The 26,893-nt window shown below is 65.1% G+C and carries 25 protein-coding genes; 9 read left to right on the top strand and 16 right to left on the bottom strand.

Translation table 11 applies throughout. The features are described from left to right. The first annotated feature begins 290 nt into the window (after window positions 1–290). Window positions 291–1,235 carry a prolyl aminopeptidase gene (gene pip, locus SJY41_RS06855; RefSeq protein ID WP_380780241.1) on the top strand — a complete coding sequence of 315 codons (945 nt, stop codon included), beginning with the start codon at window positions 291–293 and terminating at the stop codon, window positions 1,233–1,235. Here pip and pqqE read toward each other — a convergent pair. The 8 genes from pqqE to SJY41_RS06815 form a co-directional block, all read right to left on the bottom strand. Next, window positions 1,232–2,317 carry a pyrroloquinoline quinone biosynthesis protein PqqE gene (gene pqqE / locus SJY41_RS06850; RefSeq protein ID WP_380780240.1) on the bottom strand — a complete coding sequence of 362 codons (1,086 nt, stop codon included), beginning with the start codon at window positions 2,315–2,317 and terminating at the stop codon, window positions 1,232–1,234. The two genes, pip and pqqE, sit on opposite strands and share 4 nt — an antisense overlap. Further along, complete coding sequence (pqqD, locus tag SJY41_RS06845; protein ID WP_380780238.1) at window positions 2,314–2,577, bottom strand: pyrroloquinoline quinone biosynthesis peptide chaperone PqqD; 264 nt, start codon at window positions 2,575–2,577, stop codon at window positions 2,314–2,316. Before pqqD ends, pqqE begins: the two co-directional genes overlap by 4 nt. Then, the gene (gene pqqC, locus SJY41_RS06840; RefSeq protein WP_380780236.1) at window positions 2,574–3,311 is read right to left on the bottom strand and encodes a pyrroloquinoline-quinone synthase PqqC; all 738 of its coding nucleotides are present in this window, start codon (window positions 3,309–3,311) and stop codon (window positions 2,574–2,576) included. The genes pqqD and pqqC overlap by 4 nt, the downstream gene beginning before the upstream one ends. Further along, window positions 3,308–4,210 (bottom strand): pyrroloquinoline quinone biosynthesis protein PqqB, encoded by a 903-nt coding sequence (pqqB, locus tag SJY41_RS06835; RefSeq protein ID WP_380780235.1) that lies wholly within the window; start codon window positions 4,208–4,210, stop codon window positions 3,308–3,310. The genes pqqC and pqqB overlap by 4 nt, the downstream gene beginning before the upstream one ends. Before the next feature lie 6 nt (window positions 4,211–4,216). Then, a complete protein-coding gene (gene pqqA, locus SJY41_RS06830) occupies window positions 4,217–4,297 on the bottom strand; it encodes a pyrroloquinoline quinone precursor peptide PqqA (RefSeq protein WP_042466497.1) in 81 nt (26 codons plus the stop codon). A 111-nt stretch (window positions 4,298–4,408) separates the two neighbouring features. Then, a complete protein-coding gene (acs, locus tag SJY41_RS06825) occupies window positions 4,409–6,346 on the bottom strand; it encodes an acetate--CoA ligase (protein WP_380780233.1) in 1,938 nt (645 codons plus the stop codon). Window positions 6,347–6,403: 57 nt separating this feature from the next. After that, window positions 6,404–7,825, bottom strand: coding sequence for a porin (locus tag SJY41_RS06820; protein WP_380780231.1), 1,422 nt, complete (start codon window positions 7,823–7,825; stop codon window positions 6,404–6,406). A gap of 105 nt (window positions 7,826–7,930) precedes the next feature. Beyond that, window positions 7,931–8,893, bottom strand: coding sequence for a PQQ-dependent catabolism-associated beta-propeller protein (locus SJY41_RS06815; RefSeq protein WP_380780229.1), 963 nt, complete (start codon window positions 8,891–8,893; stop codon window positions 7,931–7,933). A 171-nt stretch (window positions 8,894–9,064) separates the two neighbouring features. Between SJY41_RS06815 and pedF the strand changes: the two genes are divergently transcribed. From pedF to SJY41_RS06795, 4 genes are all read left to right on the top strand, one after another. Further along, window positions 9,065–9,457 (top strand): cytochrome c-550 PedF, encoded by a 393-nt coding sequence (gene pedF / locus SJY41_RS06810; RefSeq protein ID WP_380784078.1) that lies wholly within the window; start codon window positions 9,065–9,067, stop codon window positions 9,455–9,457. Further along, complete coding sequence (locus SJY41_RS06805; RefSeq protein ID WP_380780227.1) at window positions 9,454–10,311, top strand: substrate-binding periplasmic protein; 858 nt, start codon at window positions 9,454–9,456, stop codon at window positions 10,309–10,311. The genes pedF and SJY41_RS06805 overlap by 4 nt, the downstream gene beginning before the upstream one ends. Before the next feature lie 291 nt (window positions 10,312–10,602). Then, on the top strand, window positions 10,603–12,282 hold the full coding sequence (locus SJY41_RS06800; protein ID WP_380784077.1) for a methanol/ethanol family PQQ-dependent dehydrogenase: 1,680 nt from the start codon (window positions 10,603–10,605) through the stop codon (window positions 12,280–12,282). Between the two features lie 86 nt (window positions 12,283–12,368). Then, entirely contained in the window at window positions 12,369–13,025 is a 657-nt protein-coding gene (locus SJY41_RS06795) for a response regulator (RefSeq protein ID WP_380780225.1), read from the top strand. Between the two features lie 118 nt (window positions 13,026–13,143). Here the strand turns inward: SJY41_RS06795 and SJY41_RS06790 are convergent, their stop codons facing one another. The 4 genes from SJY41_RS06790 to adh all read right to left on the bottom strand — a co-directional run bounded on the left by SJY41_RS06790 (window position 13,144) and on the right by adh (window position 18,658). Continuing rightward, complete coding sequence (locus tag SJY41_RS06790) at window positions 13,144–15,396, bottom strand: NahK/ErcS family hybrid sensor histidine kinase/response regulator (RefSeq protein ID WP_380780223.1); 2,253 nt, start codon at window positions 15,394–15,396, stop codon at window positions 13,144–13,146. Continuing rightward, window positions 15,393–16,568, bottom strand: a complete 1,176-nt coding sequence (locus tag SJY41_RS06785) for an FIST N-terminal domain-containing protein (protein ID WP_380784076.1) — start codon at window positions 16,566–16,568, stop codon at window positions 15,393–15,395. Before SJY41_RS06785 ends, SJY41_RS06790 begins: the two co-directional genes overlap by 4 nt. Before the next feature lie 40 nt (window positions 16,569–16,608). Next, window positions 16,609–17,025, bottom strand: coding sequence for a DUF779 domain-containing protein (locus SJY41_RS06780; protein WP_380780221.1), 417 nt, complete (start codon window positions 17,023–17,025; stop codon window positions 16,609–16,611). Window positions 17,026–17,137: 112 nt separating this feature from the next. Then, window positions 17,138–18,658: an aldehyde dehydrogenase gene (gene adh / locus SJY41_RS06775; RefSeq protein ID WP_056025322.1), complete on the bottom strand. Its 1,521-nt coding sequence runs from the start codon at window positions 18,656–18,658 to the stop codon at window positions 17,138–17,140. Window positions 18,659–18,848: 190 nt separating this feature from the next. Between adh and SJY41_RS06770 the strand changes: the two genes are divergently transcribed. Next, complete coding sequence (locus tag SJY41_RS06770; protein ID WP_380780218.1) at window positions 18,849–19,301, top strand: pseudoazurin; 453 nt, start codon at window positions 18,849–18,851, stop codon at window positions 19,299–19,301. A gap of 1 nt (window position 19,302) precedes the next feature. Continuing rightward, window positions 19,303–19,602 (top strand): EthD family reductase, encoded by a 300-nt coding sequence (locus SJY41_RS06765; protein ID WP_380780216.1) that lies wholly within the window; start codon window positions 19,303–19,305, stop codon window positions 19,600–19,602. Between the two features lie 74 nt (window positions 19,603–19,676). Here the strand turns inward: SJY41_RS06765 and SJY41_RS06760 are convergent, their stop codons facing one another. After that, a complete protein-coding gene (locus tag SJY41_RS06760; protein ID WP_380784075.1) occupies window positions 19,677–20,216 on the bottom strand; it encodes a rhodanese in 540 nt (179 codons plus the stop codon). 73 nt (window positions 20,217–20,289) lie between these two features. Here SJY41_RS06760 and SJY41_RS06755 point away from each other — a divergent pair, with 73 nt between their 5' ends. Together SJY41_RS06755 and SJY41_RS06750 are read left to right on the top strand one after the other, a co-directional pair. Continuing rightward, a complete protein-coding gene (locus SJY41_RS06755) occupies window positions 20,290–21,087 on the top strand; it encodes a quinoprotein dehydrogenase-associated SoxYZ-like carrier (protein ID WP_380780214.1) in 798 nt (265 codons plus the stop codon). A 47-nt stretch (window positions 21,088–21,134) separates the two neighbouring features. Then, on the top strand, window positions 21,135–22,034 hold the full coding sequence (locus SJY41_RS06750; protein WP_380780213.1) for a quinoprotein relay system zinc metallohydrolase 1: 900 nt from the start codon (window positions 21,135–21,137) through the stop codon (window positions 22,032–22,034). A gap of 74 nt (window positions 22,035–22,108) precedes the next feature. Here the strand turns inward: SJY41_RS06750 and SJY41_RS06745 are convergent, their stop codons facing one another. The 3 genes from SJY41_RS06745 to SJY41_RS06735 form a co-directional block, all read right to left on the bottom strand. Further along, window positions 22,109–24,589 carry a TonB-dependent receptor gene (locus tag SJY41_RS06745; RefSeq protein WP_380780211.1) on the bottom strand — a complete coding sequence of 827 codons (2,481 nt, stop codon included), beginning with the start codon at window positions 24,587–24,589 and terminating at the stop codon, window positions 22,109–22,111. Window positions 24,590–24,679: 90 nt separating this feature from the next. Continuing rightward, window positions 24,680–25,360, bottom strand: a complete 681-nt coding sequence (locus SJY41_RS06740; protein WP_380780209.1) for a response regulator transcription factor — start codon at window positions 25,358–25,360, stop codon at window positions 24,680–24,682. Next, entirely contained in the window at window positions 25,357–26,634 is a 1,278-nt protein-coding gene (locus SJY41_RS06735) for a sensor histidine kinase (RefSeq protein WP_380780207.1), read from the bottom strand. Before SJY41_RS06735 ends, SJY41_RS06740 begins: the two co-directional genes overlap by 4 nt. Between the last annotated feature and the right edge of the window lie 259 nt (window positions 26,635–26,893).

The raw sequence follows: 26,893 nt of genomic DNA, 5'->3' as shown, positions 1-26,893 counted from the left end.
TCTCCTCACGGAGCCTGAATCAGTCGCGCCTCTCGCATCAATGGGTCCTGATCCCTAAGCGGTCGTTGGTTCACGTGATAGGGGATGAGCGTAAGTGACTGGTTCGCTGGTTTAGCAGCGCGGTCTCACACAGGTGACGATGTGCCGTAACCAGACTATCGTTAATGCATCGGTGCAAGGGGCTCAAATCCCCGTGGGTAGCGATACCGATGTGTACGCCTTGGTTTGCCGAGCAACCAGACCTAAACCCAAGCTGATACCGTCAGTGAACTGTTAAAGAGGACTTGGATTTGCGCACGGTATACGAACCGATCGAGCCCTATCATTCCGGCATGCTCGACGTCGGTGACGGGCATTCGGTGTATTTCGAGCGCTGCGGTACGCCTGGGGGCAAGCCCGCCGTGTTCCTCCATGGCGGGCCAGGCGGGGGCACCTCGGCAAAGCATCGCCAGCTGTTCGATCCGGCGAGATACGACGTGCTGCTGTTCGATCAGCGCGGATGTGGGCGGTCGACGCCGCATGCCGGGCTCGACGCGAACACCACCTGGGATCTGGTCGCTGACATGGAACAACTGCGCACGATGATCGGTGTCGAACGCTGGCTAGTGTTCGGTGGGTCCTGGGGATCGACGCTGGCGCTAGCTTATGCACAGACGCATCCCGAACGGGTCAGTGAGCTGGTCCTGCGCGGCATCTTCACCTTGCGGACGTCGGAGCTCGACTGGTACTATCAGTTTGGAGCGTCGGAGGTGTTTCCCGACAAATGGGCGGCATTCGAGGCGCCGATCCCGATTGCTGAGCGCGGCGACATGCGCGGCGCGTACCGCAAGCGTCTGACCGGCGCCGATACCGCGGCACAGATCGAGGCGGCCAAGGCCTGGGCATTGTGGGAGGGCGAGACGATCACCTTGCTGCCCGATCCGGCGACCAGCGCGGGGTTCGAGGACGCGCATTTCGCGCTGGCGTTCGCACGGATCGAGAACCATTATTTCGTCAACAACGGCTGGCTCGAGGAGGGACAGCTGATCCGCAATGCGGGCATGCTCGCGGGCATTCCCGGCACGATCGTCCAGGGCCGTTACGACATCGTCTGCCCGGCACGCACCGCCTACGATCTGCATCAGGCCTGGCCCGAAGCGGACTTTTATTTGGTGGAGGGCGCCGGCCATGCCTGGAACGAGCCGGGTATCCTCGACCAATTGATCCGCGCGACGGACCGCTACGCCGCCGATTAGGCGGGCGCGCGGGCCAGTCGGCGAGGAATGGTGACGTCGGTTTCGCCAGCCTCTGAGATCGCGGTTGCCATCACGTGATGCATCGGCGCGCGCGTGCAGGCGGGGTCGGTCGCGGCGGCGTTGCCGGCGAGTGCCAGCGCCTGGCAGCGACATCCGCCCCAATCGATCTCGCGGCGGTCGCAGCCTTGGCATGGTGCCGGCATCCAGTCGGTGCCGCGGAACCGCGCAAATGCTTCGGCGCCATGCCAAAGATCGAAGAGCGACCATTCGCGGACCGAGGGGAATTCCATGTCGGGGATCGTCTCGGCGGCGTGGCAGGGCAGTGCCTTGCCGGAGGGCGAGATGTTGATGAAACGCTGGCCCCAGCCGCCCATACAGGCCTTGGGCCGCGCCGCATAATAATCGGGGACGACGTAATCGATCGCGATCCGGCCGTGCAGTCGAGCGCGCGCAGCCTCGACGATCGCGGAGGTGCTCTCAAGCTGGCCGATCGTCGGCAGCAGCGCGTTGCGATTGCGCAGCGCCCACCCATAATATTGGACGTGGGCGATCTCCATCCGTTCGGAACCGAGCGCTTCGCCCAGCGCGATCATCTCTTCGACCCGATCGATATTCTGGCGGTGAACGACGAAATTGCTCGTCAGCGGCAGGCCGGAGTCGCGGATCAGCGCAGCGGCGAGCAGTTTCTTCGCATGGCCGCCACGATAACCGCCGGCGACGTCCGCGCGCAGCGCCTCGCTGTCCTGGAAGCTCAGCTGAACATGATCCACCCCCGCCGCGATCAGCGCGTGCATCCGCTCGGCGTCGAGCAGCACCCCGGAGGTGATGATGTTGGTATATAGCCCAGCGGCGTTCGCATGGGCAACGAGCTGTTCCAGATCGCGCCGCGCCATCGGTTCGCCACCCGAGAAATGCACCTGAAGGACGCCGAGAGCGGCGGCCTCGTCCAACACACGGAGCCATTCGTCGGTCGCCAGTTCGCTAGACGGCGGATCGAGCTTCAAAGGATTCGAGCAATAGGCGCATTGGAGGGGGCAGCGGTGGGTGAGTTCAATGATGAGTCCCATCGGGGGTGGGGTCATAGCTGGATCGCTCCGCGGAGGGAAAGGTCGTCAAGGGCCGCCACGACGTCGTCCGCGATCGTCTCACGCGGGGCATCGAAGCGGCGGGCGAGGTCGTCGACGATGTGGTCGGTCGTGCGCGCGCCGTCGACGAGCTTCAGGATTTCCACCGCAATGTCGTCGGGCATGAACAGCTTTTCGGGCGCGAGGATGATCCAGACGTTGCGGACGGTATCGAAGCGGAACTTCACGCCGCGCTTGAAACGAGGCACCGCAGTCATCGTACGTCCTGCGGCACGAACGCGCCGGGAGGGATCAATCCGGGCGCGACATAGGCGAGGTACAGCCCATCGAGCTGCGACCAGAGCACGTCGCACTTGAAGCGCAACGCCGACAGCACCGCCTGCTGCTTCTCCGCCGTATCGGCATGCGCCTTCACATAGGCGAGCGCGAAGTCGCTGTCCTGCGGCGCCTGGATGAGGCGCGGGGTGAAGTAGGACAGCGTATCGGGCGTTATGAAGTCGTAATGCGCGAGCATGCCGGACACGCGCTCGGCGATGATCGTCGGCGAGAAGAGTTCGGTCAGCGACGATGCCACCGCCTCCAGCAACGTGCGGTCGCGGACGAAATGGACATAGGCGTCGACCGCGAAACGGGTGGTCGGCAGGATCGCGTCGGTACTCTCGACCAGCGCACGGTCCAGGCCGACGCCCTCGGCCAGCTTGATCCAGCGTTCGATACCGCCGGGCTTGCTGCCATCGCCGTCGTGATCCTCGATCCTTCGGCGCCACTCGCGGCGCAGCTCCGAGGTCGGCAGGCGCGCGAGCAGATGCGCGTCCTTCACCGGGATCTGGTTCTGGTAGTAATAGCGGTTCAGTGCCCACGCCTGAACCTGGCCGCGGGTAAGCTTACCGTCGTGGAGGAGGCGGTGGAACGGGTGGAGGATGTGATAACGCTCGGCGCCGATCGCGCGGAGCGCGGCTTCGAGGCCGTCGTCGTCCATCAATTCGGTCATAATGTGAACCGCAAACCGTCCTCGGCGATGTTCCAATTCGCGGCTTCGGCCGCGGCGCGCTCGGGGCTGTCGTCTAGCAGCACGGGGTTGGAATTGTTGATGTGGAGCGCGATGCGTCGTCCGATCGTCAGGTCGGCCAGCGATGCTATCGAGCCTCCCGCACCGGCCATGCTCATATGGCCCATACGGCGACCGGTCTTGGTGCCGAGCCCGGCATCGATCATCTCGTCGTCGTCCCACAAAGTTGCATCGAAGAAGAGCAGGTCGGCGCCGTCGATCCGCGCACGCAGGTCGTCCGTCATCGCCGCGCAGCCGGGAATGAAGAGGACGCGGTGCGTGCCGTCGGAAATCTCTGCGCCGACCGTGGTGTCGTCGACCAGGATCGGCTGCATGCGGTCGCCATCCTCCATGTAGAGCGGGACCTTGCCCGGCACCGCGAAGAGCGTCGCGGTTAGCGTGTCGTCGAGCGCTATGGGCTGGCCGAGCATGACCGTGCGACGGTCGACGATGCCGTCCGCCAGCACGTCGAAGATCGGATTGGCGGTGAGGATGGCGTGCACGGCTGCGGTCGCATGCAGCGCGAAGGGCTCGCGTTCGCGCAAGGTCAACAGTCCGGCAATCACGTCGACGTCGCCGCCGGTGAGCACGACGCTAGCAATCGGGGTCGAGCGTTGGCCATGGGTGGGATGCAGCGCCGACGTGAGTTCAAGCTGGCGACGTAAGTCGGGCGAGGCGTTGAAAAGGTGCCAGCGCTGGCCGTCGCCGCTGACCGCGATGCTGGCTTGCGTCCGCGGACGTGCTGCAGTGTCACCGGCGCGTGCGCGGCGGGAGGCGGGCGAATGGCAGTTCCATTGGGGGAAGCCGCCGCCGGCCGCCGCCCCCAGGACGATGACGTCCATCTGCTATCAGACGAGTTCGGCGCACGCATAGCAGTTGATTTCGGCACCGAGGGCGATCTCGACGATCCGGGGCTTCTTCCAGGCCATTCACTGTCTCCTGTGCGCGGATATGCGCCTTCTGGATCCTAGCGATCGGTCGATGCGAGGGAATTGGCCTTAAGTACGACTTAGCCAAATCGCGCCGGACCGGCTGCTGGATCATGCGACCCGGTTGGCGATCAGGTGATCGACGACGCTTGGATCGGCCAGCGTGCTGGTGTCGCCGAGGCTCGAAGTGTCGCCTTCCGCGATCTTGCGCAGGATGCGGCGCATGATCTTTCCCGAGCGCGTCTTGGGCAAAGCCGGCGCGAATTGGAGTTTGTCGGGGGTTGCGATCGGGCCGATCTCGGTGCGTACCCAGCGGCACAGCTCGTCGCGCAGGTCGTGGCTGTGGTCGACGCCGTCGTTGAGCGTGACATAGGCGTAGATGCCCTGGCCCTTAACCTCGTGTGGCATGCCGACCACTGCGGCCTCGGCGACGTGCTTGTGCAGCACCAGCGCGCTTTCGACTTCTGCCGTGCCCATCCGGTGCCCGCTGACGTTGATCACGTCGTCGACGCGGCCGGTGATCCAGTAATAACCGTCCTCATCGCGACGACATCCGTCGCCGGTGAAATACTTGCCCGGGTAGGTCGAGAAATAGGTCTGAAAGAAGCGTTCGTGATCGCCCCAGACGGTCCGCATCTGGCCTGGCCAGCTCTGCGTGATGACGAGGTTGCCTTCCGCCGGACCGACCAGCACGCTGCCCTTCTCATCGACCAGTTCCAGCGTGACGCCGGGCAGGGGCTTGGTCGCCGAACCCGGCTTCAATGCGGTCGCGCCGGGCAGGGGGCAGATCATGATGCCGCCGGTCTCGGTCTGCCACCACGCGTCGATGATGGGCGCACGTCCGCCGCCGCCGACGTCGCGATACCAGCGCCATGCCTCGGGATTGATCGGTTCGCCGACGCTGCCGAGCAGCTTCAGCGATGAGCGATCGGTGCGCGTGACGAAATCGTCGCCTTCCTTCATCAGCGCGCGCAGCACGGTCGGTGCGGTGAACAGTGTGTGGACCTTGTGGCGATCGACGATCTCCCAGATCCGGCTGGCATTCGGCCAGTTCGGAAGCCCCTCGTACATCAAGGTCGTCGCACCATTGGCTAGCGGGCCGTAGAGGATGTACGTGTGGCCGGTGACCCAGCCGATATCGGCGGCACACCAGTAGATGTCGCCGGGCCGGTAATCGAACGCCATCTCATGGGTGTAGGCCGCCCAGAGGAGATAGCCGCCACTGGTGTGCAGCACGCCCTTGGGCTTGCCGGTCGACCCGCTGGTGTAGAGCACGAACAGCGGATCTTCGGCGGCGACCGGCACCGCGGGGCAGTCGGTACCGACTCCCTCGGCTGCTTCGTGATACCAGACGTCGCGGGGGTGCATCGTGACGTCGGCGCCGGTCGCCTTGACGACGATGACGCGCTTCAGGCCTGGAGCCTTTTCGGCGGCGGCATCGACATTGGCCTTCAATGGAATGCGCTTGCCGCCACGACAGCCTTCGTCGGCGGTGACGACGATAGTCGATCCACAATCCTCGATCCGCCCGGCGATCGCCTCGGGGGAGAAGCCGCCGAACACCACCGAATGCACCGCACCGAGCCGCGCGCAGGCGAGGACCGCGAATGCCGCTTCGGGAATCATCGGCAGGTAGATCGTGACGCGATCGCCCTTCGCAACGCCCTGCGCGGTCAGCACGTTGGCGAAGCGGCACACTTCGGCATGGAGTTCGCGGTAGGTGATGTGACGCGGCGCGTCGGCGGGGCAGTCCGGCTCCCAGATGATCGCGACCTGATCGCCGCGCTCCTTCAGATGCCGATCGATGCAGTTCGCGGCGACGTTCAGTTCGCCGTCCTCGAACCATTTGATGTGGAAATCGTCTTTCGCGAACGACCAGTCGCCTGCAATCGCGGGCACCGTCGTCCAGTTCAGCCGCTTCGCCTGTTCCAGCCAGAACGCGCACGGATTGCTCGACGCCGCTTCATACAGCGTGTCGTAGCCGTCGCTGTCGATGCGGGCGTGGTCGGCCCAGCCACTGGTCACGGGGAAGATGATTTGTTCGGTCATAGGTGTCCCGGAAAGAAGAGGCCGCGGGGCGATGATGTCCCGCGGCCGGGCGTCGCATTAGAAGAACAGGATCGCACCTGCAGCCAGTGTATCTGACTTGGCATCGTTGCCGTTATGAGCCTCGGCCTTGGTCCGCGTGTATTCGCCGATCAGCGTGACCCAGCTGGTCAGGCCGTAACGCGCCTGGCCGACCCAGCTGCTGTTCTTGTCGAGCAACGTCGGGTTGACCTCGTTGCGGGCGAGATCGAGGAAGCTTGCGCCGTAGCTGCCGCTGAGCGTGAACTTGCCGATCGTATAGGTGCCTTGCGCATAATAGCCGTTGCTGTCGCGCTTGCGCCCGGCGGCATCGGTGGAGAGGATGAACAGGCCGGTCGTACCGATGCCAGAGCCGTCGTAATAATAGCCGAGCAGCCCGAAGCCCGCATAAGTGAGCTTCGCGCCGACATCGAAGCCGCTGCCGGTGTAGCTCGGCGATCCGTCGACCCCGTCATGCTTCTGGGTGATTCCGCCGGCCCACAGGTGTCCGCCGAACTTATCCGACTTGAAGTCGTAGGTGACCTTGCCCTGGAACCCGGGCGAACCGTTGACCTCCGAATTGCCGATGGTCTGGAGCGGCTGGAAGATGCCGGCGCTGATCTGGAGACCGCCGAACTTGGGGCTGGAATAGGTTATCTGCGGCTGGAAATCGGTGTAGATATAACCGATGCCGATCCGCCCGAGCGAGGTGTTGGACGGCGCGACGTTGCCGCCGGTCGAGCCGACGCCGAGCAGCGTGATGTCATTGAGGATCGCGTCGGATCCGAACAGGCCGATGTCGCGACCGACCTTGATCGTGCCGAAACTGGGCTTTCCGAAGGTGAGGTAGGTCTGGCGGGCGTCGATGCCCGAGGTGGCGAGCGCCTGCGGCGTACCGGCGGAATTGGCCCCGCCGACGTTCGAGACGCTGTTGATGCCGGGATACAGGCCGATATGCGCGGCGACGTCCCAGCCGCCCTGGTTGGTCGATACGTCGATGCCGAAAATGCCGGGCAACAGGCCGTTGCGGATCGACGAGCTGCTCTTGCCGACCGCGGCGAGGCCGCCGACGACGGTGTTGCTGGCAATCGCGCGGTCGCCATTGTCGTGGACGTAGAAGCCGTTGACCGAACCGGAGAATTTGACGGTCACGCCGCCGAACTCCATGCCGATCCCGGCGTCCGTCATGCGGACGGAGCGCTTGTCGTCGAGCTGCGCCTGCGCGGCCTGTTGCGGTGCCTGGGGAGCGCTAGTGGCGACCGCAGCTGGCTGGGACGGTGCGACTTCGGCGGTCTTGCGGGCGACGAGCGCATTGTATTCGTCGTCGGTGAGGATACCCTTTTCCTTCAATCGCAAGAGCAGCTGACTGGTCGTGTCGTCGGCCTGCGCGAAAGCGGGGGTTGCCGCACAGCACAGTAAAGTCCCGCCTGCGGCCGTTGCCAGCAGCTTGCCTAGTCCGATCATCCAAACCTCCCTTTTGCGACGCGATGTGATCTGCGTCTTGTTGCAAAGGCTGGCGGATACGGGCGGTTGCGAAAATTAGACTTTGGGTCCGGGTGGCGAATGCCGTCAGGGCGCGATCGCGACTCCCCAGGGTGCGCGGCCGGCGGGGATCGTCGCGGTCACCTTGGCGGTGGCGATGTCGATCACCGACACGGTGTCGCTGAGGCCGTTGGCGGCGAAGGCGCGGCTGCCGTCGGGGCTGATCGCGAGATGCCAGACGCGGAGGCCGACGGGAACGATCTGCGTCACCTTGTGGCTGGCGACGTCGATGAACGCGACGGCGTTGCCGCGGCCCAACGCAACCAACGCGGTCTTGTTATCGGGGGTAAACCGGATGCCGACCGGCATGATCTTCTCGGGGTTGGTGCCGGGGATTGCGAAGCGGATCGTGTCGGTCACCTTTCGAGCCGCGGTGTCGACGATCTGGACGGTGCCGCCGATCTCGGCTGAAACCCATAACTGTTTGCCGTCGCGCGTATATTCGGCGTGACGCGGGCGCTGCTCGACTTCCGTGACGCCGGTCGGCTGGTGGCTGGCGATGTCGATCCAGTGGAGCGAATTGTCGGTCTCGGCGGTCGATACCGCGGTCTTGCCGTCGGGGCTGACCGCCATCCCCTCGGGCTCGACGCCGACCACCACCTGGAACGCGACCTTGCGCCCCGGCACGTCGATCGCGGTGACCGCGGCATCACGCTCGTTGGAGGCGAACAGCAACGTGCCATCGGGCGAGAGCGCGAACGTTTCCGGATCCTCGCCCGAAGGCAGGTCGGCGATGACCTTGCCGGTCCTGCGGTCGAGCACCTGCACCGCATTCTCGTCGCTGGCGCAGACGTAGAGCTGATTGCCGTCGCGCGACACGATGATGCCGCGTGGGCGGCGGCCAACCGGCCACGTCGCGATCGGCTTCAGCGTCGCGCCATCTATGACGGTGATCGAATTGCCCTTCTCGTTGGAGACGTAGATCGTCTCCGCAAGCGCAGGAGCAGCGGCGGTGAGTGCCAGCAGGGGCAGCAGGGTCAGGGTTCGCATCGGCCGACCCTATCCCCGATGCGCGCGCAACTCCCTGATACCAAAGTGCAATAGGACCAGCGTGCGGGCTGTCCATAGGGTCTGCCATGCCGCGTCAGATCGGCCGACGGCAATGGTGAGGTGTTTGGAATGGCTGGAAGAGTATCGCGTTTCGTCTTCGCGGCGTCGGCAATGGTCGCGGCCGGATCGATCGGCGTCAATGTATACGCGCATGGGAACGTGACGCCGCAGCCGGTCGACACCACCGCGCTGAAGGACATCGGCACCGAATGGCTGAAGGTGAACCCGTATCGCGGCGACGCCACCGCCATCAAGATCGGCGAGAGCGCATACGGGCAGAACTGCGCACGCTGCCACGGCCTTGAGGCGATCTCGGGCGGGATCGCGCCGGACCTGCGCTATCTCGACGTCGGCGAGGCGGGCGACGAATGGTTCATCCAGCGGTTCCAGCATGGCTCGGTCCGCGACGGCAAGGTGTACATGCCGCCGATGGGCGACGTGCTGGGACAGAAGGCGGGCTGGGCGATCCGCTCCTGGCTCGACACGAAGCATTCGGAAGAATGATCGTGAGATCATCGAGGCGGGCGTTTCTCGGCGGCGCACTGGCCAGCGCCGCGTTGGTGCCGTTCGGGCCTGTGTCGGCGGCACCGATCGACAAGATCAAGGCGAACGGCGTGCTGCGCGTCGCGGTGTACCGCGATTTCGAGCCGTGGTCGTGGAAGCGGGACGGCAAGATCGTCGGCATCGACGTCGAGATCGCCGAAGCCATCGCGAAGAAGATCGGCGTGCGCGCCGAGCCGATCGATTTCCTCGCGGACGAAGGCGTGTCGGACGATCTGCGCAACATGGTATGGCGCGGATCGCTGGTCGGCGGGACGGTATGCGACGTCATGATGCACGTGCCGGTCGACCGGGCCTTCGCGCTCGCTAACGACCGCGCGGTGATCGGTGCGCCGTACTACCGCGAAGGCTTCCAGATGGCGTGCGGGATCGACACCGATTGCGAAGTCGCACCGGCCGCGTTCAAGGGCATGCGGCTGGTCGCCGAGCTCGACAGCATCCCCGATTTCTATCTTTCGGGATCGTTCGGCGGCGTGCTGCGTCCCGACGTCAAGCATCTGACCAGCGGGCAGGCGGCGATCGATGCGGTCAAGACCGGCAACGCCGACGTCGCGATGGCGAGCCGGGCGCAGATCGAGCACGCGCTGCACGATGGCAGTAAAACCGTAAAGGTCCGCAAAGGGCCGCTGCCGGCGCTGCCCAGTCCCGGCTGGGATGTCGGCGTGGCGGTCAAGGACGACAGCCGTGATCTGGCGGACATGCTTGATTCGATGATCGCCGGTTTCCGTACCGACGGTACGCTCGACGCCATCTTCGCGCGCTACGGAGTGTCGCCCAGGACTCCGCTTTCGATCTGACGACCACGGGCTGCTCGCGGCGACCCAAGGTCCAATGGGGCGAACGCAAATCTGAGATTATCCTGAGAAAATTCCGAGACAATACAAAGAACGGTCGATCCAATGAATCGACGAACAGGAGGGGATAAGACAATGATTTTTCGCATGACGCGTGTGGCAGCACTGCTTGCGGGGGCCGCCATTATGGCGACGACGCCGCTCGCTGCGGCAATCAAAGATGCTGCTCCGGTTACTCCGGCGGCTGGTACGGCGACAGCGCCGGTCGCGGGGAACCCGGCATCGCCCGTACCGATGGCGGCCGCGGGCGCCGGCCCGACCGACGCAGACCTGATGAGCGACGCGAGCACTCCTGGCGACATTCTGACCTATGGCATGGGCCCCAAGGCGCAGCGCTACAGCACGATCACCCAGATCAATGATACCAACGTCGCCAAGATGGTCCCGGCGTTCTCCGCCTCGCTCGGCGGCGAAAAGCAGCGCGGCCAGGAATTGCAGCCGATCGTCTATGACGGCACGATCTACGTCACTGGCTCCTATTCGCGTCTGTTCGCGTTCGATGCGAAGACCGGCGAAGAGAAGTGGCAGTATGACGCACGCCTGCCCGACGGCATCATGCCGTGCTGCGACGTGGTGAACCGCGGTGCGGCGATCTACGGCGACAAGATCATCTTCGCCACGCTTGACGCGCACATGGTCGCGCTGAACCGCAACACTGGCAAGGTGATCTGGAACAAGACGCTTCAGGATTATTCGGCGGGCTATTCGAACACCGCGGCGCCGATCATCGTCAAGGGCAAGGTGATCTACGGCAATTCGGGCGGCGAATTTGGCGTGATCGGCAAGGTCGAGGCGCGCGACGTCAACACGGGTGAGCTGGTGTGGTCGCGGCCGACGATCGAAGGCAATATGGGGACGCTGAACGGCAAGGATTCGACCGTCACGGGCAAGACCAACGCGTCCTGGCAGGGCGATCAGTACAAGACCGGCGGCGGCGCACCGTGGCTCGGCGGTACCTACGATCCCGACACCAATTTGCTCTTCTTCGGCACCGGCAACCCAGCACCGTGGAACAGCCATCTGCGGCCCGGCGACAATCTCTACACCTCGTCTACGCTGGCGATCGATGCCGACACTGGCGAGATCAAATGGCATTACCAATACACCCCGCACGACGGCTGGGACTTCGACGGAGTGAACGAGTTCATCCCGTTCGACGCCAAGATCGGCGGCAAGATGATGAAGCTCGGCGCGCAGGCCAATCGCAACGGTTATTTCTTCGTGCTCGATCGGACCACCGGCAAGTTCATCTCGGCCAATCCGTTCGTGTCGAAGACGACCTGGGCGAAGGGCTATACCAAGGCCGGACGGCCGATCTTCGATGACACCAACCGGCCGGGCCCGCCTTCGACCGAAAAGGGTACGACTGTGTTCTCGGCACCGGCGTTCCTCGGCGCCAAGAACTGGATGCCGATGGCGTATAGCGGCCAGACCGGGATGTTCTACGTGCCTTCCAACGAATGGGGCATGGATATCTGGAACGAGCCGATCGCGTACAAGAAGGGCGCGGCGTATCTCGGCGCGGGCTTCACGATCAAGCCGTTGTACCCCGATCATATCGGCGTGCTGCGCGCGATCGATCCCGCCACCGGCAAGATCGCGTGGGAATACAACAACAAGGCGCCACTGTGGGGCGGGGTGCTCGCGACCGCGGGGAACCTGGTCTTCACCGGCACGCCCGAGGGCTATCTGAAGGCGTTCGACGCGAAGACGGGCAAGGAACTCTGGAAGTTCAACACCGGATCGGGCGTGGTCGGTTCGCCGGTCACCTGGACGCAGGACGGCGAGCAGTTCGTCGCGGTCATGTCAGGCTGGGGCGGCGCGGTGCCGCTATGGGGTGGTGAGGTCGCCAAGGCGGTGCAGCATATCAACCAGGGCGGTGCGCTCTGGGTGTTCAAGCTGCCGAAATCGTGATGATCGAGAATGGGATGTCGCAGGCGGCATCCCATTCCCTGTCGCGCGCCGAGCCGGTACACCAGCCGCGGGCAGGGGGGCATGACGTGGAACGGGTGCTAATCGCGGACGATCATCCGCTCGTACGGGACGGACTCCGCACCGTCATCTCGGTCGCGTTCGATCAGTGCGAATTGTTCGAGGCCTCGTCGATCGCGGAGGCCATCGCGATCGTCGAGCGTGAAGGCGATTTCGACCTCGTCCTGCTCGATCTCAACATGCCCGATGCCGAAGGGTTTTCGGGACTTGCCCAGATGCGCGACCGGTTCCCGTCGGTACCCGTCGTGATCGTATCGGGTGCGTGCGAGGGCGGTTTGATCAGCGCGTCGATTGCCAACGGCGCGGCCGGGTTCATCCCGAAGTCGCTCAAGCGCAGCGCGATCGTCGCGGCGATCCAGTCGATCCTGGCGGGCGATATCTTCATGCCGGAGGAATTCCGGACGATCGGCGCGGACAATGTCGAACTCGACGACATTCGCCGCCGCGTCGACACGCTGACCCCACAACAGCGCGTCGTGCTGGGGCTGGTCGTCGGCGGCAAGCTCAACAAGCAGATCGCGTATGAACTCGACGTCTCGATGACGACGGTGAAGGCGCACGTCTCGGCGATCCTGGCGAAACTCAACGTCTATAGCCGGACCCAGGCCGTGATCCTGGCAAACAAGATCAATTTCGTCCCGGCACCGTTGGCGGCGCGGCACTGAAGAGTTCAACGAACGATCGATCTCGGTACCGTGTTTCCCCGCAAAGGCGGGGACCCGGGCTGGGCTCCTGCCTTCGCGGGAGAACAAGGAGGAGGGGGCAACAGCACCTGCCCAAAGCCTAGCCAGTCAGCCGCGCCAGCAACGCCCGCAACTGCGCCGGCTTCACCGGCTTCTGCAATACATGCAGACCGGCACCCAGCAACCGGTCGCGCAGGTCCGGTTCGCGGTCTGCGGTGATGATCACCGCCGGTGTCGGTCGGTCGAGCGACGTCCGCAACTGCGCCACTACGACTTCCCCGGTCATGCCGTCACCCAAATGATAGTCCGCCAGGATCACGTCGACCGGCGCGCCCGACGAGGCGATCGCTGCTCTCGCCTCGGACGCACCGACCGCGGTCAGGACGTCGCAGCCCCAGCCCTCCAGTACGGCGCGCATGCCTTCGAGGATGGTCTCCTCGTTGTCGATCACCAGCACCGTGCGTGCCGCAATTCCCCGGCGGACAACGGCGCTAACCGCGCGGATCTGACGCGTACCCTCGACCGCCAGCGGCACCGTCACGCAGAAGGTCGACCCTGTACCGATCGCCGATCGTACGCCGATCGGGTGGTCCAGCATCCGCCCGGCACGCTGCACGATCGCAAGGCCCAGCCCCATGCCGCGCTCATGCCCGGCGTTCAGCCGGCGAAACTCTTCGAAGATCTCGACATGGTGTGCGGGATCGATCCCGGGACCAGTATCGGTGACCGCGATCCGGACGTTTGCTCCTTCGTGCCGCGCGGCCATCACGACGCCGCCCTGCCGTGTGTAGCGCAGCGCGTTCGACAGGAAGTTCTGGAGGATCCGCCGCAGCAGGCGCGCGTCGGAGCGGACCCAGGCGGTGCTCGGCTCGACGGTCAGCGTCAGACCGCGCGTGCCCGCAGCCAGCGCGAACTCGGCCTGCAGCGCGTGCAGCAATTCGCCGAGCGGCACGTCGACGATCTCGGGCTTTACCGCGCCCGCGTCGAGCTTCGATATCTCCAGCAGCGCCTCGAGCAGGTCCTCGATCGAATCGAGCGCGGAGCCGGTCTGCTCGACCAGCGTCCGGTTTGCCGCCGCCATTCGCCGCGTCGCCAGCGCCGAGACGAACAGTCGCGCGGCGTTCAAGGGCTGTAACAGATCGTGGCTCGCGGCGGCGAGAAACCGCGTCTTCGACAGGTTTGCCTGTTCCGCGGCGGTCTTCGCCTCGCGCATCGCGGCCTCGGCGGCGACGCGTTCGGCCACCTGCTGCTGGAGCTCGATATTGACGGCGACGACCGCAGCGGTGCGTTCCTGCACCCGGCGTTCGAGCGTCTCGTTTGTCTCGCGCAACGCCGCCGCGGCACGGAGCCGGTCGGTGACGTCATCGAAACTCATCACCATGCCGCCGCCCGGCATCGGCAGCCGCCGCACCTCGACGCTGCGGCCATCCTCCAGCGCGCGGATCGCGACGGTTTCCGGTTCGCCTTCGCCGAGCCAGCCGAGCGTGTCGGCAGCATTCGCACGCGGCAACGCGGTGCGGCACCACTGGATCAATGCGGCGTGATCCGCGATCTTAAGCCTCGCTCGCGTCGGCTGCAGCTTGAGGAACGCGAGCAGCGGATCGTTCCACGCCAGCAGCGCGCGCTCACGATCGAACACGCACACGCCCTGCGGCATCGCATCGAGTGTCGCCTGCAACACGACCGCACGCTCGGCGAGCTCGCGCGCGCGCAATCGGGCATCCTCGGCTTTGATGTCGGTGATGTCGGTATAGACGCCGACGACGCCGCCTTCGGTCGTCCTCCGCTCGTTGACCTGGATCCAGCGGCCATCGGCAAGCGCGATGACCTGGCCACCCTCGGCGATCTCGTGCGCCGCGCCGCGCTCCGATATCCAGCGATCCGGTGCAACCATCGCCCCGAGCATCCCGCGGGTCTCGCCGATCTTGCCGAGGATCTCGTCGAACCGCACGCCGGGCACGATCTGGTCGGCGACCTTGGGCCAAAGCGACAGATAGGTCTGGTTGCACAGCACCAGTCGATCGTCCGCGTCGAAGATCGCGAACCCCTCGTTGATCGTCTCGATCGCGTCGCCCAGCCGGCGGCGCGCGCTGTCGGCTGCTTCCTTGGCCTGCGCGAGTTCGGCATTCGTCGAGGCCAGTTCGCCGAGCGCGCGCTCGAGGTCGGCGGTGCGTTCGCGGACTTTGCCCTCCAGCGAGATCGCGGTTTCGAACACCGAAAAGGCGTTGCCGCGCAGATCGGTCGATCGCTCGACCCGGCCCATCAGCGATGCATTGATCCGCGCCAGTTTTCCCAGCTGGATCTCCAGCGCGGCGACCCGGTCGTCGCTGTGCTCATCGGGATCCGCGATCATCGCCCGATCGCCAGCCCACTGAACGTCTGGTTCACGTGCAGCGCATGATATTGCTCGCCGTACGTGTTGAATCCAACGACGCCGCGGTCGGCGAACAGCGCCGATACCGCGCTGCGCAACTGGCGCTGCTCGACTTCGACGTTGTTCAGGACGCAGTCGAAGCCGAGAATACGGTCGATCCCGCCGACCGAACGATCGAGATCCTCGAACAGCTCGTGCAGGTTCTGCATGATGTCGGTCGCTTCGCCCAGCGTCAGGACGATACCTTCGTCGATCGCACAGTAGAAAGTGAGACTGCCATCGAGGTTCGCGGTCTGGATCGATCGCACGAAATATTCGCCGCCTGCGCGGACCATCGGCGGGTGTGCCGCGAAGTGGTTGGGGCTGAGTTCTGCCACGGTCGTACCGATCAGTCGCGCATATTCCTCGACGGCGGGCTCGGCATTGATCTCGTGGACGATCCGCGTCACCGGGTCGGCGACGGTGATGACCATCTTGACGTCGCCCGGGCCATAATGCTGCGCACGAAACACCTTCATCCGGCGCGACGACGACAGGATCGCGACGATCGCGGCGTCGCGGCGAAACCGTCCTTCGTAGAACACGAACGTCTCGCGGAAATCGAGGCCGTCGCCCGAGGAGCCGCCGATCAGCGGCACCTCGCCCAACGCGTCCTGCAACGTCAGCGTCAGCATCTCTTCACGATGCGAAAGCCCGTCGACCAGGAAGATTGCGGCGTGGCTCGGCGTGTCGCCCAGTTGTGGTCCGGGCAGCGCGGCGGTGGCGACCATCGATCGAACCGTCTGTTGCGCGACGCGGGAATCGAACGTGTCGAGATTCTCGAAACAGGTCGCGCTCAACCGGAAATCGCTCGCGGGAAAGCCGATCGCGGTGATCGTGCCCTCGTCCAGTCCGTCCGGCGTGATCTCCCCCGACGACGTGCAACCGACGATCGTCAGGCCCTCGGCACGGCTGCCGATTGCCTCGGCCAATGCGTCGAGCGGATATCGGCTCGAACAGAACAGGACGATGCCGGCGAGCTCGGGCAGATCGAGCCGACCGAACAGATCGCGGATCGCCATCTCGGGATCGGTGACGCGGGTCGCGGCGACACGGATCGGTGAGGACGGCGCACGCGACGGATGAGGCGGAACGGACATCGCCGCGATCATGTCACGCTCGGGCAGTCTCGTCATCCGCCGATCGACCGGGTCAAGCGCCACGCTCCGGCGGGCCGGCTGCGTCGAGCGCATCGGCCTCCGCGTCGGTGAAGACGCGGCTGCGGATCATGAAGCGCAGTCCCTCGGGTCCCTCGAGAGAGAACCCCGCGCCGCGCCCCGGCACGACGTCGATCGTCACCTGGGTATGCCGCCAATAATCGAACTGTGCGGCGCCGATCCAGACGGGGACGCCCCCTTCCGTCGCGCCGGGTGCGATACGCCCGAGCAGGATGTCCTGCGTGCCGACGCGGAATTCGCCCGCCGGATAGCACATCGGCGCAGACCCATCGCAGCAGCCGCCGGACTGGTGGAACATCAGCGGGCCGTGTTGCGCGGCAAGCTTCGCGATCAGCGCATCGGCGGCGGCGGTCGACAGGATCCGGGGCGGGGCGAGCGTAGCAAGGGTCATGGAGCCAGCCTTGAAAACGGAAAAATGCGGCGGACCCTGGGGCCCGCCGCAGCGCGGTCGCGAGATCATGGGAGAAAGGGGTTCCGATCTCACGTGCGTACCAGAAGCTGTATCAGAAGAAGCCGAGCGCCTTGGCCGAATAGCTGACCAGCAGGCACTTGGTCTGCTGATAGTGATCGAGCATCATCTTGTGGTTCTCGCGGCCGATCCCCGACTGCTTGTAGCCACCGAATGCGGCATGCGCAGGGTAGAGGTGGTAGCAGTTGGTCCATACGCGGCCGGCCTGGATACCGCGGCCCATCCGGTAGGCGGTCGTGCCGTTGCGCGACCAGACGCCGGCACCGAGGCCGTAGAGCGTGTCGTTGGCGATCGCGAGCGCGTCGGCTTCGTCCTTGAAGGTCGTCACTGCGACGACCGGGCCGAAGATTTCCTCCTGGAAGACGCGCATCCTGTTGTTACCCTCGATGATCGTGGGCTCCATGTAATACCCGTCGGAGAACTCGCCGTCATGCTGCGCGCGTTCGCCGCCGGTCAGGATCTTGGCGCCTTCCGCCTTGCCGATATCGATGTACGACAGGATCTTCTCGAGCTGGTCGTTCGACGCCTGCGCGCCGATCATCGTCGAGGGATCGAGCGGCGAGCCCATCTTGATCGCCTTCACGCGCTCGATCGCGCGCGCGATGAACTTCTCGTAGATCGATTCCTGGATCAGCACGCGGCTCGGGCAGGTGCAGACCTCGCCCTGGTTGAGCGCGAACATCGCGAAGCCTTCGAGACACTTGTCGAAATAATCGTCGTCGGCGTCCATCACGTCGGCAAAGAAGATGTTGGGCGACTTGCCGCCGAGTTCGAGCGTGACGGGGATCAGGTTCTCGGTCGCATATTGCATGATCAGGCGGCCGGTGGTCGTCTCGCCGGTGAACGCGATCTTTGCGATGCGCTTGTTCTGCGCGAGCGGCTTGCCTGCCTCGACGCCGAAGCCGTTGACGACGTTCAGCACGCCCGGCGGCAGCAGGTCGCCGATCACGTCCATCAGCACCATGATCGACATCGGCGTCTGCTCGGCGGGCTTCAGCACGACGCAGTTGCCGGCACCGAGCGCGGGAGCGAGCTTCCACACCGCCATCAGGATCGGGAAGTTCCACGGGATGATCTGGCCGACGACGCCCAGCGGCTCATGGAAATGATAGGCGATCGTATCGTGGTCGATCTCGGAAATGCCGCCTTCCTGTGCACGGACGCAGCCGGCGAAATAGCGGAAATGGTCGATCGCGAGCGGGATATCGGCGTTGGTCGTCTCGCGGATCGGCTTGCCGTTGTCGATCGTCTCGACCATCGCGAGCAGATCGAGCTTTTCCTCCATCCGGTCGGCGATCTTGTTCAGGATGTTGGCCCTCTCGGCCGGGCTGCTCTTGCCCCAGGCGTCTTTAGCGGCGTGCGCGGCGTCAAGCGCCAGCTCGATGTCCTCGGCGGTGCCGCGCGCGACCTGGCACACCGTCTTGCCGGTGACGGGGGAAGGATTGTCGAAATACTGACCCTTGGTCGGCGCGACCCATTCGCCGCCGATGTAATTGTCATATTTCGACCGGATCGCGATCTGGCCCTTCAACTGGTCTAGTGCCTGCTGCAGCATGGTAATCCCTCCTCGGTACAATTGTCCGCGCCTTGGTGATTGCGGACGTATCTATGGCTTGCAGCGACCATCGACCCGTCGCAGCGCGGGCGCCATTGCACCAAAGGGCAATTGCGGGATCGCGCCGCAGCGTGCGTGAGGGGGACGTCAACCGCGGGGTCGTGCCGCGCGCGTTTCAGGAGAGTATCGCATGAAGCTTACCATCGCATCGCTGGCCGCCCCTTCGCTGATGATCGGCGCCCTGTTCGCCGCGGCTCCGGCCGCCGCCAAGGACCTCACCGTGCACATGAAGACCAGCGGGCAGGGCGGCATGATGGTGTTCGAGCCATCCTTCATCAAGGCGCAGCCAGGCGACGTGATCCACTTCATTCCGACCAACCCGAGCCACAACGCCGAGACGATCCCGACGATGCTACCCGACGGCGTTGCGCCGAGCTCCGGCCTGATGAACAAGGAGTTCGTCCTGCCGGTCACCAAGCCGGGCATCTACGGCATCAAGTGCAAGCCGCATTACGCGATGGGCATGGTCGCGGTCGTCCAGGTCGGCAACGGCCCGTCCGCGAACCTCGCCGCGGCCAAGGCGGTGAAGGTCCCGGGATTGGCCGGCAAGCGCATGGCCGCCGCTCTGGCACAGGCGAAGTAAGATGGCCGGTATCCTGCTCGTCAGCTATCCAGCCACCGAAGGCGCAAGCTTCGATCATGACTATTATACGGGCACGCACATGCCGCTCGTGAAGGAGAAATGGGGACCGCTCGGCCTGACCGACGCGGTGGCGCTGTTCCCCGACGACGATGCGCCGACTGCCGTTGCGGTGGCGGTACTGACCTTCACCGACGGCGCCGCGCGAGATGCGGCGATCTCGGGATCGACTGCGGCGACGGTGTTCGGCGACGTTGCCAACTTCACGACGATCAGCCCCGCGGCACAGCGCCTGACCGGTTGATCGAACAGCTGAGTTTGGGTCCCCGCGAAGGCGGGGACCCGGACCGGGCACCCGCCTTTGCAGATGAACATTCTCTAGTACGGGCGAGTTTGAAACGGCACGGCATCGACCAGCGTCCGCCCGCTTTCGCTCCAGCCATCGGTACCGTCCGCATACCAATAGACATGCCCATACCCGGCCTTCGCCAACCGACGCGAGGCATTCCAGCTCATCCAGCAGTCGGCGAGGCAGAACACGATCAGCGGACGCGGATCGCGCCTGCCGCGAAGCGACGCGACGCCCGTCTCGAACCAGGCTGCGATACTCGGATCCACCACCCCGCGCCCCGCTTCGGGGAACCAGTGTGCGCCGGCGATGCTGGGACGCGGCTTGGCAAGTCGCCAGACGCCCGTTGCCGGATCGCGTACGCCACCCTCGGCTGGCATGACATCGATCAGGATGGCGTGCTTTTTCGCCAGCAGCCGTGCGACGGCCGCGGTATCGATTTTCGGTACGCCCTCTGGCGCAGCCGGCACGACCGCGCGGTAATGGGCGGTCCGGTATCCGGTCCCGGGATCGATGTCGGGAGCAGGCACGGCCGATTGCGCAGCGACTGCGGCAGCGAACATCATCATCCGAATCACGGCGGCTCTCCTCCCAAAGTCGGATTGTAGCGCAAGTCCCTCGTGCGTACCTTTCTACCAAGGTATGAAGACGCTTGGCATCTTGCTCGCAGGCCTCTTGGCCATCCCCGCCACCGCCGGTGCGGCGCTGCCGAAGGACCAGCTCGGCTCGCCGATGTGGGGCTATGTCGGCAAGCAGGTGTTCGGCGAAAACGCGGTCGTCCGGTTCGATCCGCGGGTAAAGGTCGACTTTCCGAAGATCGCGGAAAATCAGCGCTCCTTCCCGGTTCAGGTCGATGCGCGCGCCATACCGAACGTCGTGCGGATCGTGATCTTCGCGGACATGAACCCGATCCAGCAATCCATCGATTTCAGCCTGGCGAATGCCGAGCCGTTCATCGCCACGCGGATCAAACTCGACCAGCGGACGCCGGTACGCGGCGCGGTGCAGTTGAAGGACGGCAGCTGGCTGGTTTCGGGCGGTTGGATCGATGCGGCGGGGGGCGGCTGTTCGGCGCCACCGGTCAGCCGCGTGAAGGGCGACTGGGCGCAGCATCTCGGCGAGTCCCGCGGGCGGCTTTGGGAAAGTGCCGGTACTGCGCGCGTCATGCTGTCGTTCCGGCATCCGATGGATACCGGTTTCGTCGATAATATCCCGGCCTATTATCTCGAACAGATGACGGTTACCTCCTCGGGCGGCAGCGCGATCGGTACGGTGCACATGCAGGCGTCGGTTGCCGAGGATCCGGTCCTGACGCTCATGCCCAAGATCAAGCCAGGCGAGTCGGTCTCGTTCGACGGCCGCGACACCAACGGTATCGAATATGCCGGCATCTTGACCGCAGCAACGGTGAGTGCCGCAGTGCAGGGAGCAGGTCGCTGATTCACCGACGCGCATTCGTCGGCGGCTGCTTGGCGAGCGTTGCGGCAATGCCGGTCCTGGCAGCCGCGTTTCAATATGGCCTGAAACCCGAGGTCGTCGCCGATGGCATCTGGGTGGTCCGCGGCGCCGACGATGCGATCCTCATGGGCAATGGCGGCGCGATCGCCAACGTCACGATCCTTGATACCGCGGACGGCGCAGTGCTGGTCGATGCGGGTCCGTCGCTGCGCTATGGTACCGAGCTGACCGCGCTTGCAAAAAAGCTGACCGGCAAGCCTGTCGCACGCGTCTATCTGACCCATCTCCACCCCGATCACACCTACGGTGATGCCGCGTTCCAGCCTGCGCAGATCGCCGCGACACCCGCGCTGATCGCCGAGCTCAAAAGCGAAGGGCCAGGCTTTTCGGACGGCATGTACCGCCTGCTGGGCGACTGGATGCGTGGGACCGAGCTGCACATCCCCGGTCATGTGATCGCTGCGCCCAGCGAGACGATCGGCGGCCGCACGCTCCGGCTCCTGGCGTTGGCCGGGCACAGCGGCGCAGACCTTGCGATCTATGACGAAGCGACGAAGACGCTGATTGCCGGCGATCTGGTGTTCCACGATCGTGCGCCATCGACGCCGCATGCCAACCTGCCGCACTGGCGTACGTCGCTCGATACGCTGAAGGGGTTGGGACAGCTCCGGGTAATTCCCGGCCATGGGCCGATCGACTCCACGCCGCACGCCGCGATCGACCAGACCCGCGACTGGATAGACTGGATCGATATGGCATTGACCGACGCGATCCAGGCTGGATTGGATCCAGTCGAAGCCGGCGAGATCGCGATCCCGCCACGCTTCGCCGCGATGAAGGCCGCGCGCTATGAGCTACAGCGGTCGGTGTCGCACTTATATCCGGGTCTGGAGGAACGATCGCTGCCACTGGTAGGCAAGCGGGGCTAGGACCCTTCGCCCGCCCCATCGAGGTTCGGCTACCCGGCTTGGTACTTCCGCAAAGACGAGCGCCCACCAAGACGTCAGAACCGCACTTTGGCGCCGACCTGGATCGAGCGTGGGGCACCCGGTGCATAGAAGGTCGACGACACCAATGGCCGTTCGCCGTCGATTACCGGCCCGGCAAACGGTCGCGCGACGAAGTTGCCGCTCGCGTCGAACCCGGTCGCGCCCAGTTGCGCGGCGGTCGCATAGCGCTTGTCGAACGCGTTGTTGAGCTGTGCGAAGATCGTGAACCGGCGTGCCGGGCGGATCTCCGCGCCGAAATTGACGACCGCATACGCATCGGTCTTGCCCTCGCCGAGGTAATACACCCCGTCGGGCTCATGCTCGTTGTTCTCGTTGCCGCGCGCATACACGCCCGAGATCGCAATCATGTCGGCGCTGAGCGAGAGCATCTCTACCGGTTTCCAGCGTGCGCCGGCTTTCAAGATGTGTCGCGGGATCAGTGGGATGCGATCGCCCTTCTCGATGGCGATCTCACCTTCGAATCCGGGCGCGACGTGTTCGCTCGAACTGTTGCCCGAGCCGTCGACGGTCTCGCCATTGCGATAGGTCGCGTCGAGCAGCGTGTAGTGGCCGGTCAGGTGGACCGGGCCGACATCGCCGGCGAGATCGACGTCGATACCCTGGCGGCGAGTCTTCCCGAAATTGCGAAAATAGCCGAAGCCCGCGGTATCGTCGGCAACGAACAGGATGTCGTTCCGACTGACGGTGCGGAATGCGCCGAGACGCAGCGCGATACCGTGGAGGTCGGCGTTGATGCCCGTCTCGACGGTGCGCGCAACGACCTGGTCGAGCGGCGGATCGCCCGCCAGGGCGTTGGGCAGGCGGCAGGGGCTCTCGGGGTCCGCGCAGCCAAGCTCGATCGCCGATGGCGCACGGCTGGTCTGGGCGAGCGCCGCATCGATCGCGAAGGTCTTGGTCGGGCTCCAGCGCAGCGCGATCGCCGGGTTCACGCGGTCGAACTTGTGGTCGCCGTCGAGCGATCCGGTACCGCCACCGGGTTGCAGCCCATCGCGGTTGTGGACGACGGTGCGATCGTAGCGCGCGGACAGGTCGACATGCAGCGTCCGGCTGACGTCGAACGCATCGAGCCCATAGGCGCTGAGCGTGGTCGTGCGGCCGGTCAGGTCGACGCGCGCATCGAACGCGTTTTCGGAATCCTGCGTCCCGTCGGCGAACGCGCCTGCACCGCTGACCGGGACGATGCCGCGGTCGGGCGAGAGATAGCCGAATTGCGACGATTGGACGAACACCGAGCGACCGTTGACGTAGCTAGCGCCGACCGTCAGCGCGTTGAAACCGCCCCCGACCGGCGTCTTCAGCGTCAGCTCACCGGTCGCGCCGAACTCGCGCTGTCGCGTGCCCGAACGGTTGGCAAGCCCGTTGCACTTCTCGTTCGGCTCGCTGTTCAGCAGCACGTTGGCGATGCAGCGCCATCTGGGGAAGGGGGTGTTGGCCTGCGTCTCGCCCGCGACCGGGAAGCCGCTATATCCGGCCGCGGTCAGTGCGGCGCGCTCGGCGGCGCTGGGTTGATACAGGTTCTCGCCGAGTGCATCGTCGTTGATGTCGCCGTTGAACGTGCGCGTCCTGATGTTGCGGTAAAATGCGTTGCCGGCAAAGGACAGAGCGTCGGACAACCGGTGGTCGCCCGTGAGGTTGATCAGGTACGCCGTGTTCCGGGTAGTGTCGGGATAGGTGTAGACGCTGGACCGATCACGTTCGAGCAGGCGCTGGTCCTGTAGGCCGTTGCCGTTGAGGTCGGTATTCGCATAGCTCCCCGACAGCGCGACGTTGGTTTTCGTATCAGACCAGCCGAGCTTGCCGAATGCCTGCCCCGCCTCCGACCGCGAGACATCGCGCCAGCCGTCCTCGGCGAAATAATCGCCGCTGAAGAACCAGTTGAAACCGTTGTCGGCATTGCCGCCGGCCTGCGCCTCGACGGTGCGGCGATCGAATGATCCGTAGTTCGCCTCGATCTCGACACCGGGGTCGGATTTGCCATCCTTGGTCCGAACGGAGATCGCGCCACCCAGCGAATTACGCCCGAACAGCGGGTTCGATCCGGGCACCAAAGTCATCGAACGGATTGCGGATTTGGGGATCAGGTCCCAGCTGACGACGTCGCCGAACGGTTGGTTGACGCGGACGCCGTCGACATAGACCGACAGCCCCTGCGGCGTGCCGAGCAACGGCGATGCGGTGAAGCCGCGATAGTTTATATCGGGCTGCAACGGGTTGTTCTGGATGTCGTTGACGAACACGCCGCCCGCCATGCGCTTCAGATAGTCGGTGATATCGGTCGCGTGCGCGGCCTCGATCTCCTCGTCGCTGGTGGTCTGCGCGGGGAAGGGCAGCGTCCCTTCGCCAACGTCGGACAGCGGGGTCGCCGTCACGATGATTTCGGGGGAGAGGCCTGTCTGCGTTTGCGGATGCGCGTGGCCAGCGGCCGGTACGGCGATCAGGGCGACACCGGCCAGCCAACGGAAACGGGTCTTCATGCTGCATCCCCCCAACGCCTGCGATCTGCGTCGCCGAGGAAACGATAACTTGGCTGATCGACACTTGCCTGAGATCGGTCTCAGGTTACGTCATACCTTGGTTGGTGGCACTATTCGGAAGCCACGACCGCGCAGCGTCTCGATCGCCGGCGCGCCGCGAAGTTCGCCCAGTCGGCGGCGAAGATAGCCGATATAGACGTCGAGCGCGTTATCGCTGATCCCGGCATCTGTGCCCCAGACCGCGGCGGCCAGCGCCACTCGTGGCGCAATGCCGCCATTGGCCGCGACGAGCCGCTGTAGCAGGTCGAACTCACGCCGGCTCAGCGCGAGCGGGCGGTCGTCGACCAGCGCATGCCGCGAAATCGGGTCGAGCGCGAGATTGGCGTAGCGCATCGGCGGCGGTGCGGCGTCGGCTCCCCGACGGACGATCGCCGCCAGTCGCGCGACGAGTTCTTCGAATGCGAACGGCTTGGGGAGATAATCGTCCGCGCCGCTGTCGAACCCGTCGAGCCGATCCTGTAACGTCCCTCGCGCCGTCAACATCAGGATCGGCACCCGGATCCCGTCGTCACGCAGGGCCCGGCACAGGTCCATCCCGTCACGGTCGGGCAGGCCCACGTCGAGCAGTGCGGCGGCATATCCGCCGGTTCGCAGCATCGTCGGCACCTCCCGAGCCGCGCGTTCCCAGGCGACCTCATACCCGCGCGCGGTCAGTCCGCGGCTGACGAAGCGGCCGATGCCGGCATCGTCCTCGACCAACAGGATCTTCATACTTGTACCAAGGGAAGGTCGATCGTCACGGTACAGCCGACGCTCAGGCCATCCGCGAGCGCGTTGGCGGCATGGATCGATCCGTCATGCTGCTCGACGACCCACCGTGCGAGTGACAGGCCGAGCCCGGTGCCGCCCCGTGATCGTCCCGCATCCCCCTGGTAATAGGCGTCGAAGATCCGCGGCAAAGCCTCGTCCGCGACGCCCGATCCCTGATCCACCACATCGATCCGCGCCGCATCATCCTTGGTCGTGAGCCGTACGGTGACGGTTCCCCCGAGTGGCGAAAACTTTACCGCGTTATCGACGATGGCAAGCACCGCCTGTTGCAGCCACCGCGCGTCGCCCCGTACAGTCAGCGGCGGCACCATAGTCTCGACCGCCAGCGCGACCTCGGCCGAGCGCGCATAACCACTGGCGGCGTCGCCCGCCCCCTCCACCAGCGTCGCCAGATCGACCAGCTCGCGCGCGAGTTGAAGCTGACCGTCATCCGCGCGCGCCAAGCCTAGCAATTCCGCGATCCGGTGTTCGAGAAACTCGGCATTGGCGACGACGTGCCCGAGCGCCTCGCGCAGTGCACGCGGCTCGGCAGCGAGATCGGCCAGCGCCACTTCCGCTTCTCCCCGCATCACGGTGATCGGAGTCCGCATCTCGTGGCTGGCCTTTGCAAAGAACAGCCGGCGCGATTGATCAATCATGGCGAGTTCCGCCGTCTTCTCTGCAACTTCATTGGCGAGCCGGCGATTGGCTGCGATCAGCCCCAGCGCTCCGAGCAACGCTGATCCGCCTGCCGCCAGCACGAGGAGCACGGCCAGGATCGTCGTTCGCGCCCGCAGCCGGATCATGTCCGCGCCGATCCGCGCGGCTTCGCTGCGTTCCCGTGCGACGATGCGGGAAACCAGGTCCGCGAGTTCGCCGCGCCGCTGCGGATCGGCGGCCAGCACCGCGAGATGGTCCGCATCCACCGCCTCGCGCACCTGCGCTGCGTGTTCGGCGGATGCGGTAGGTAACAGCGCCGTCTCGTTGCGGATCAACCGTGCATAGGCGTGGAGATCCGGGCGCAGCGCCGCGGCGTCCCCAGTGTTTGCCAGCGTTTCGATCCGCGACACGGCCGCAAGCTGCGCCTGCGCGATGCCGGCGCGGTCGAAGTTCCGTCCCGCATTCGCAAGGCTCAGGATGAACGCCGTCGCTAGCGCCGCCAGCGATACCAACAGCGCAAGGCAACACAGCGCGGCGAGTCTCAGCGGCTGACGCAGGCGACGTTCAATCGACATGTCCCGATCCTAGTCGACACCCGCCGCCGAACAAGCACGCGCACGTTGAACTTATGCACGAGGCGTGGCTATGGCACCGTTGTCCAGAGTGGGCGCGGCGTTGCACCCGCGGACATACCTACAGCTCTTCGATACGCTGGCAGGACGGCAGGGGAAGGTAGTCTTCGTTCACGAGTTGTTCTGGTGGAAGTCGAAGCGGCCCGGCTGTCTTTGGGCGTCGCTCACCGGACCGGCGCTTCGTTCATGCGGTCGGGCAGGG

It is taken from the genome of Sphingomonas sp. R86520, from assembly GCF_042466285.1.
Taxonomy (GTDB): domain Bacteria; phylum Pseudomonadota; class Alphaproteobacteria; order Sphingomonadales; family Sphingomonadaceae; genus Sphingomonas.
The sequence above is the reverse complement of the archived record's forward strand: the minus strand, read 5'-3'. Positions and strand labels throughout refer to the sequence as shown.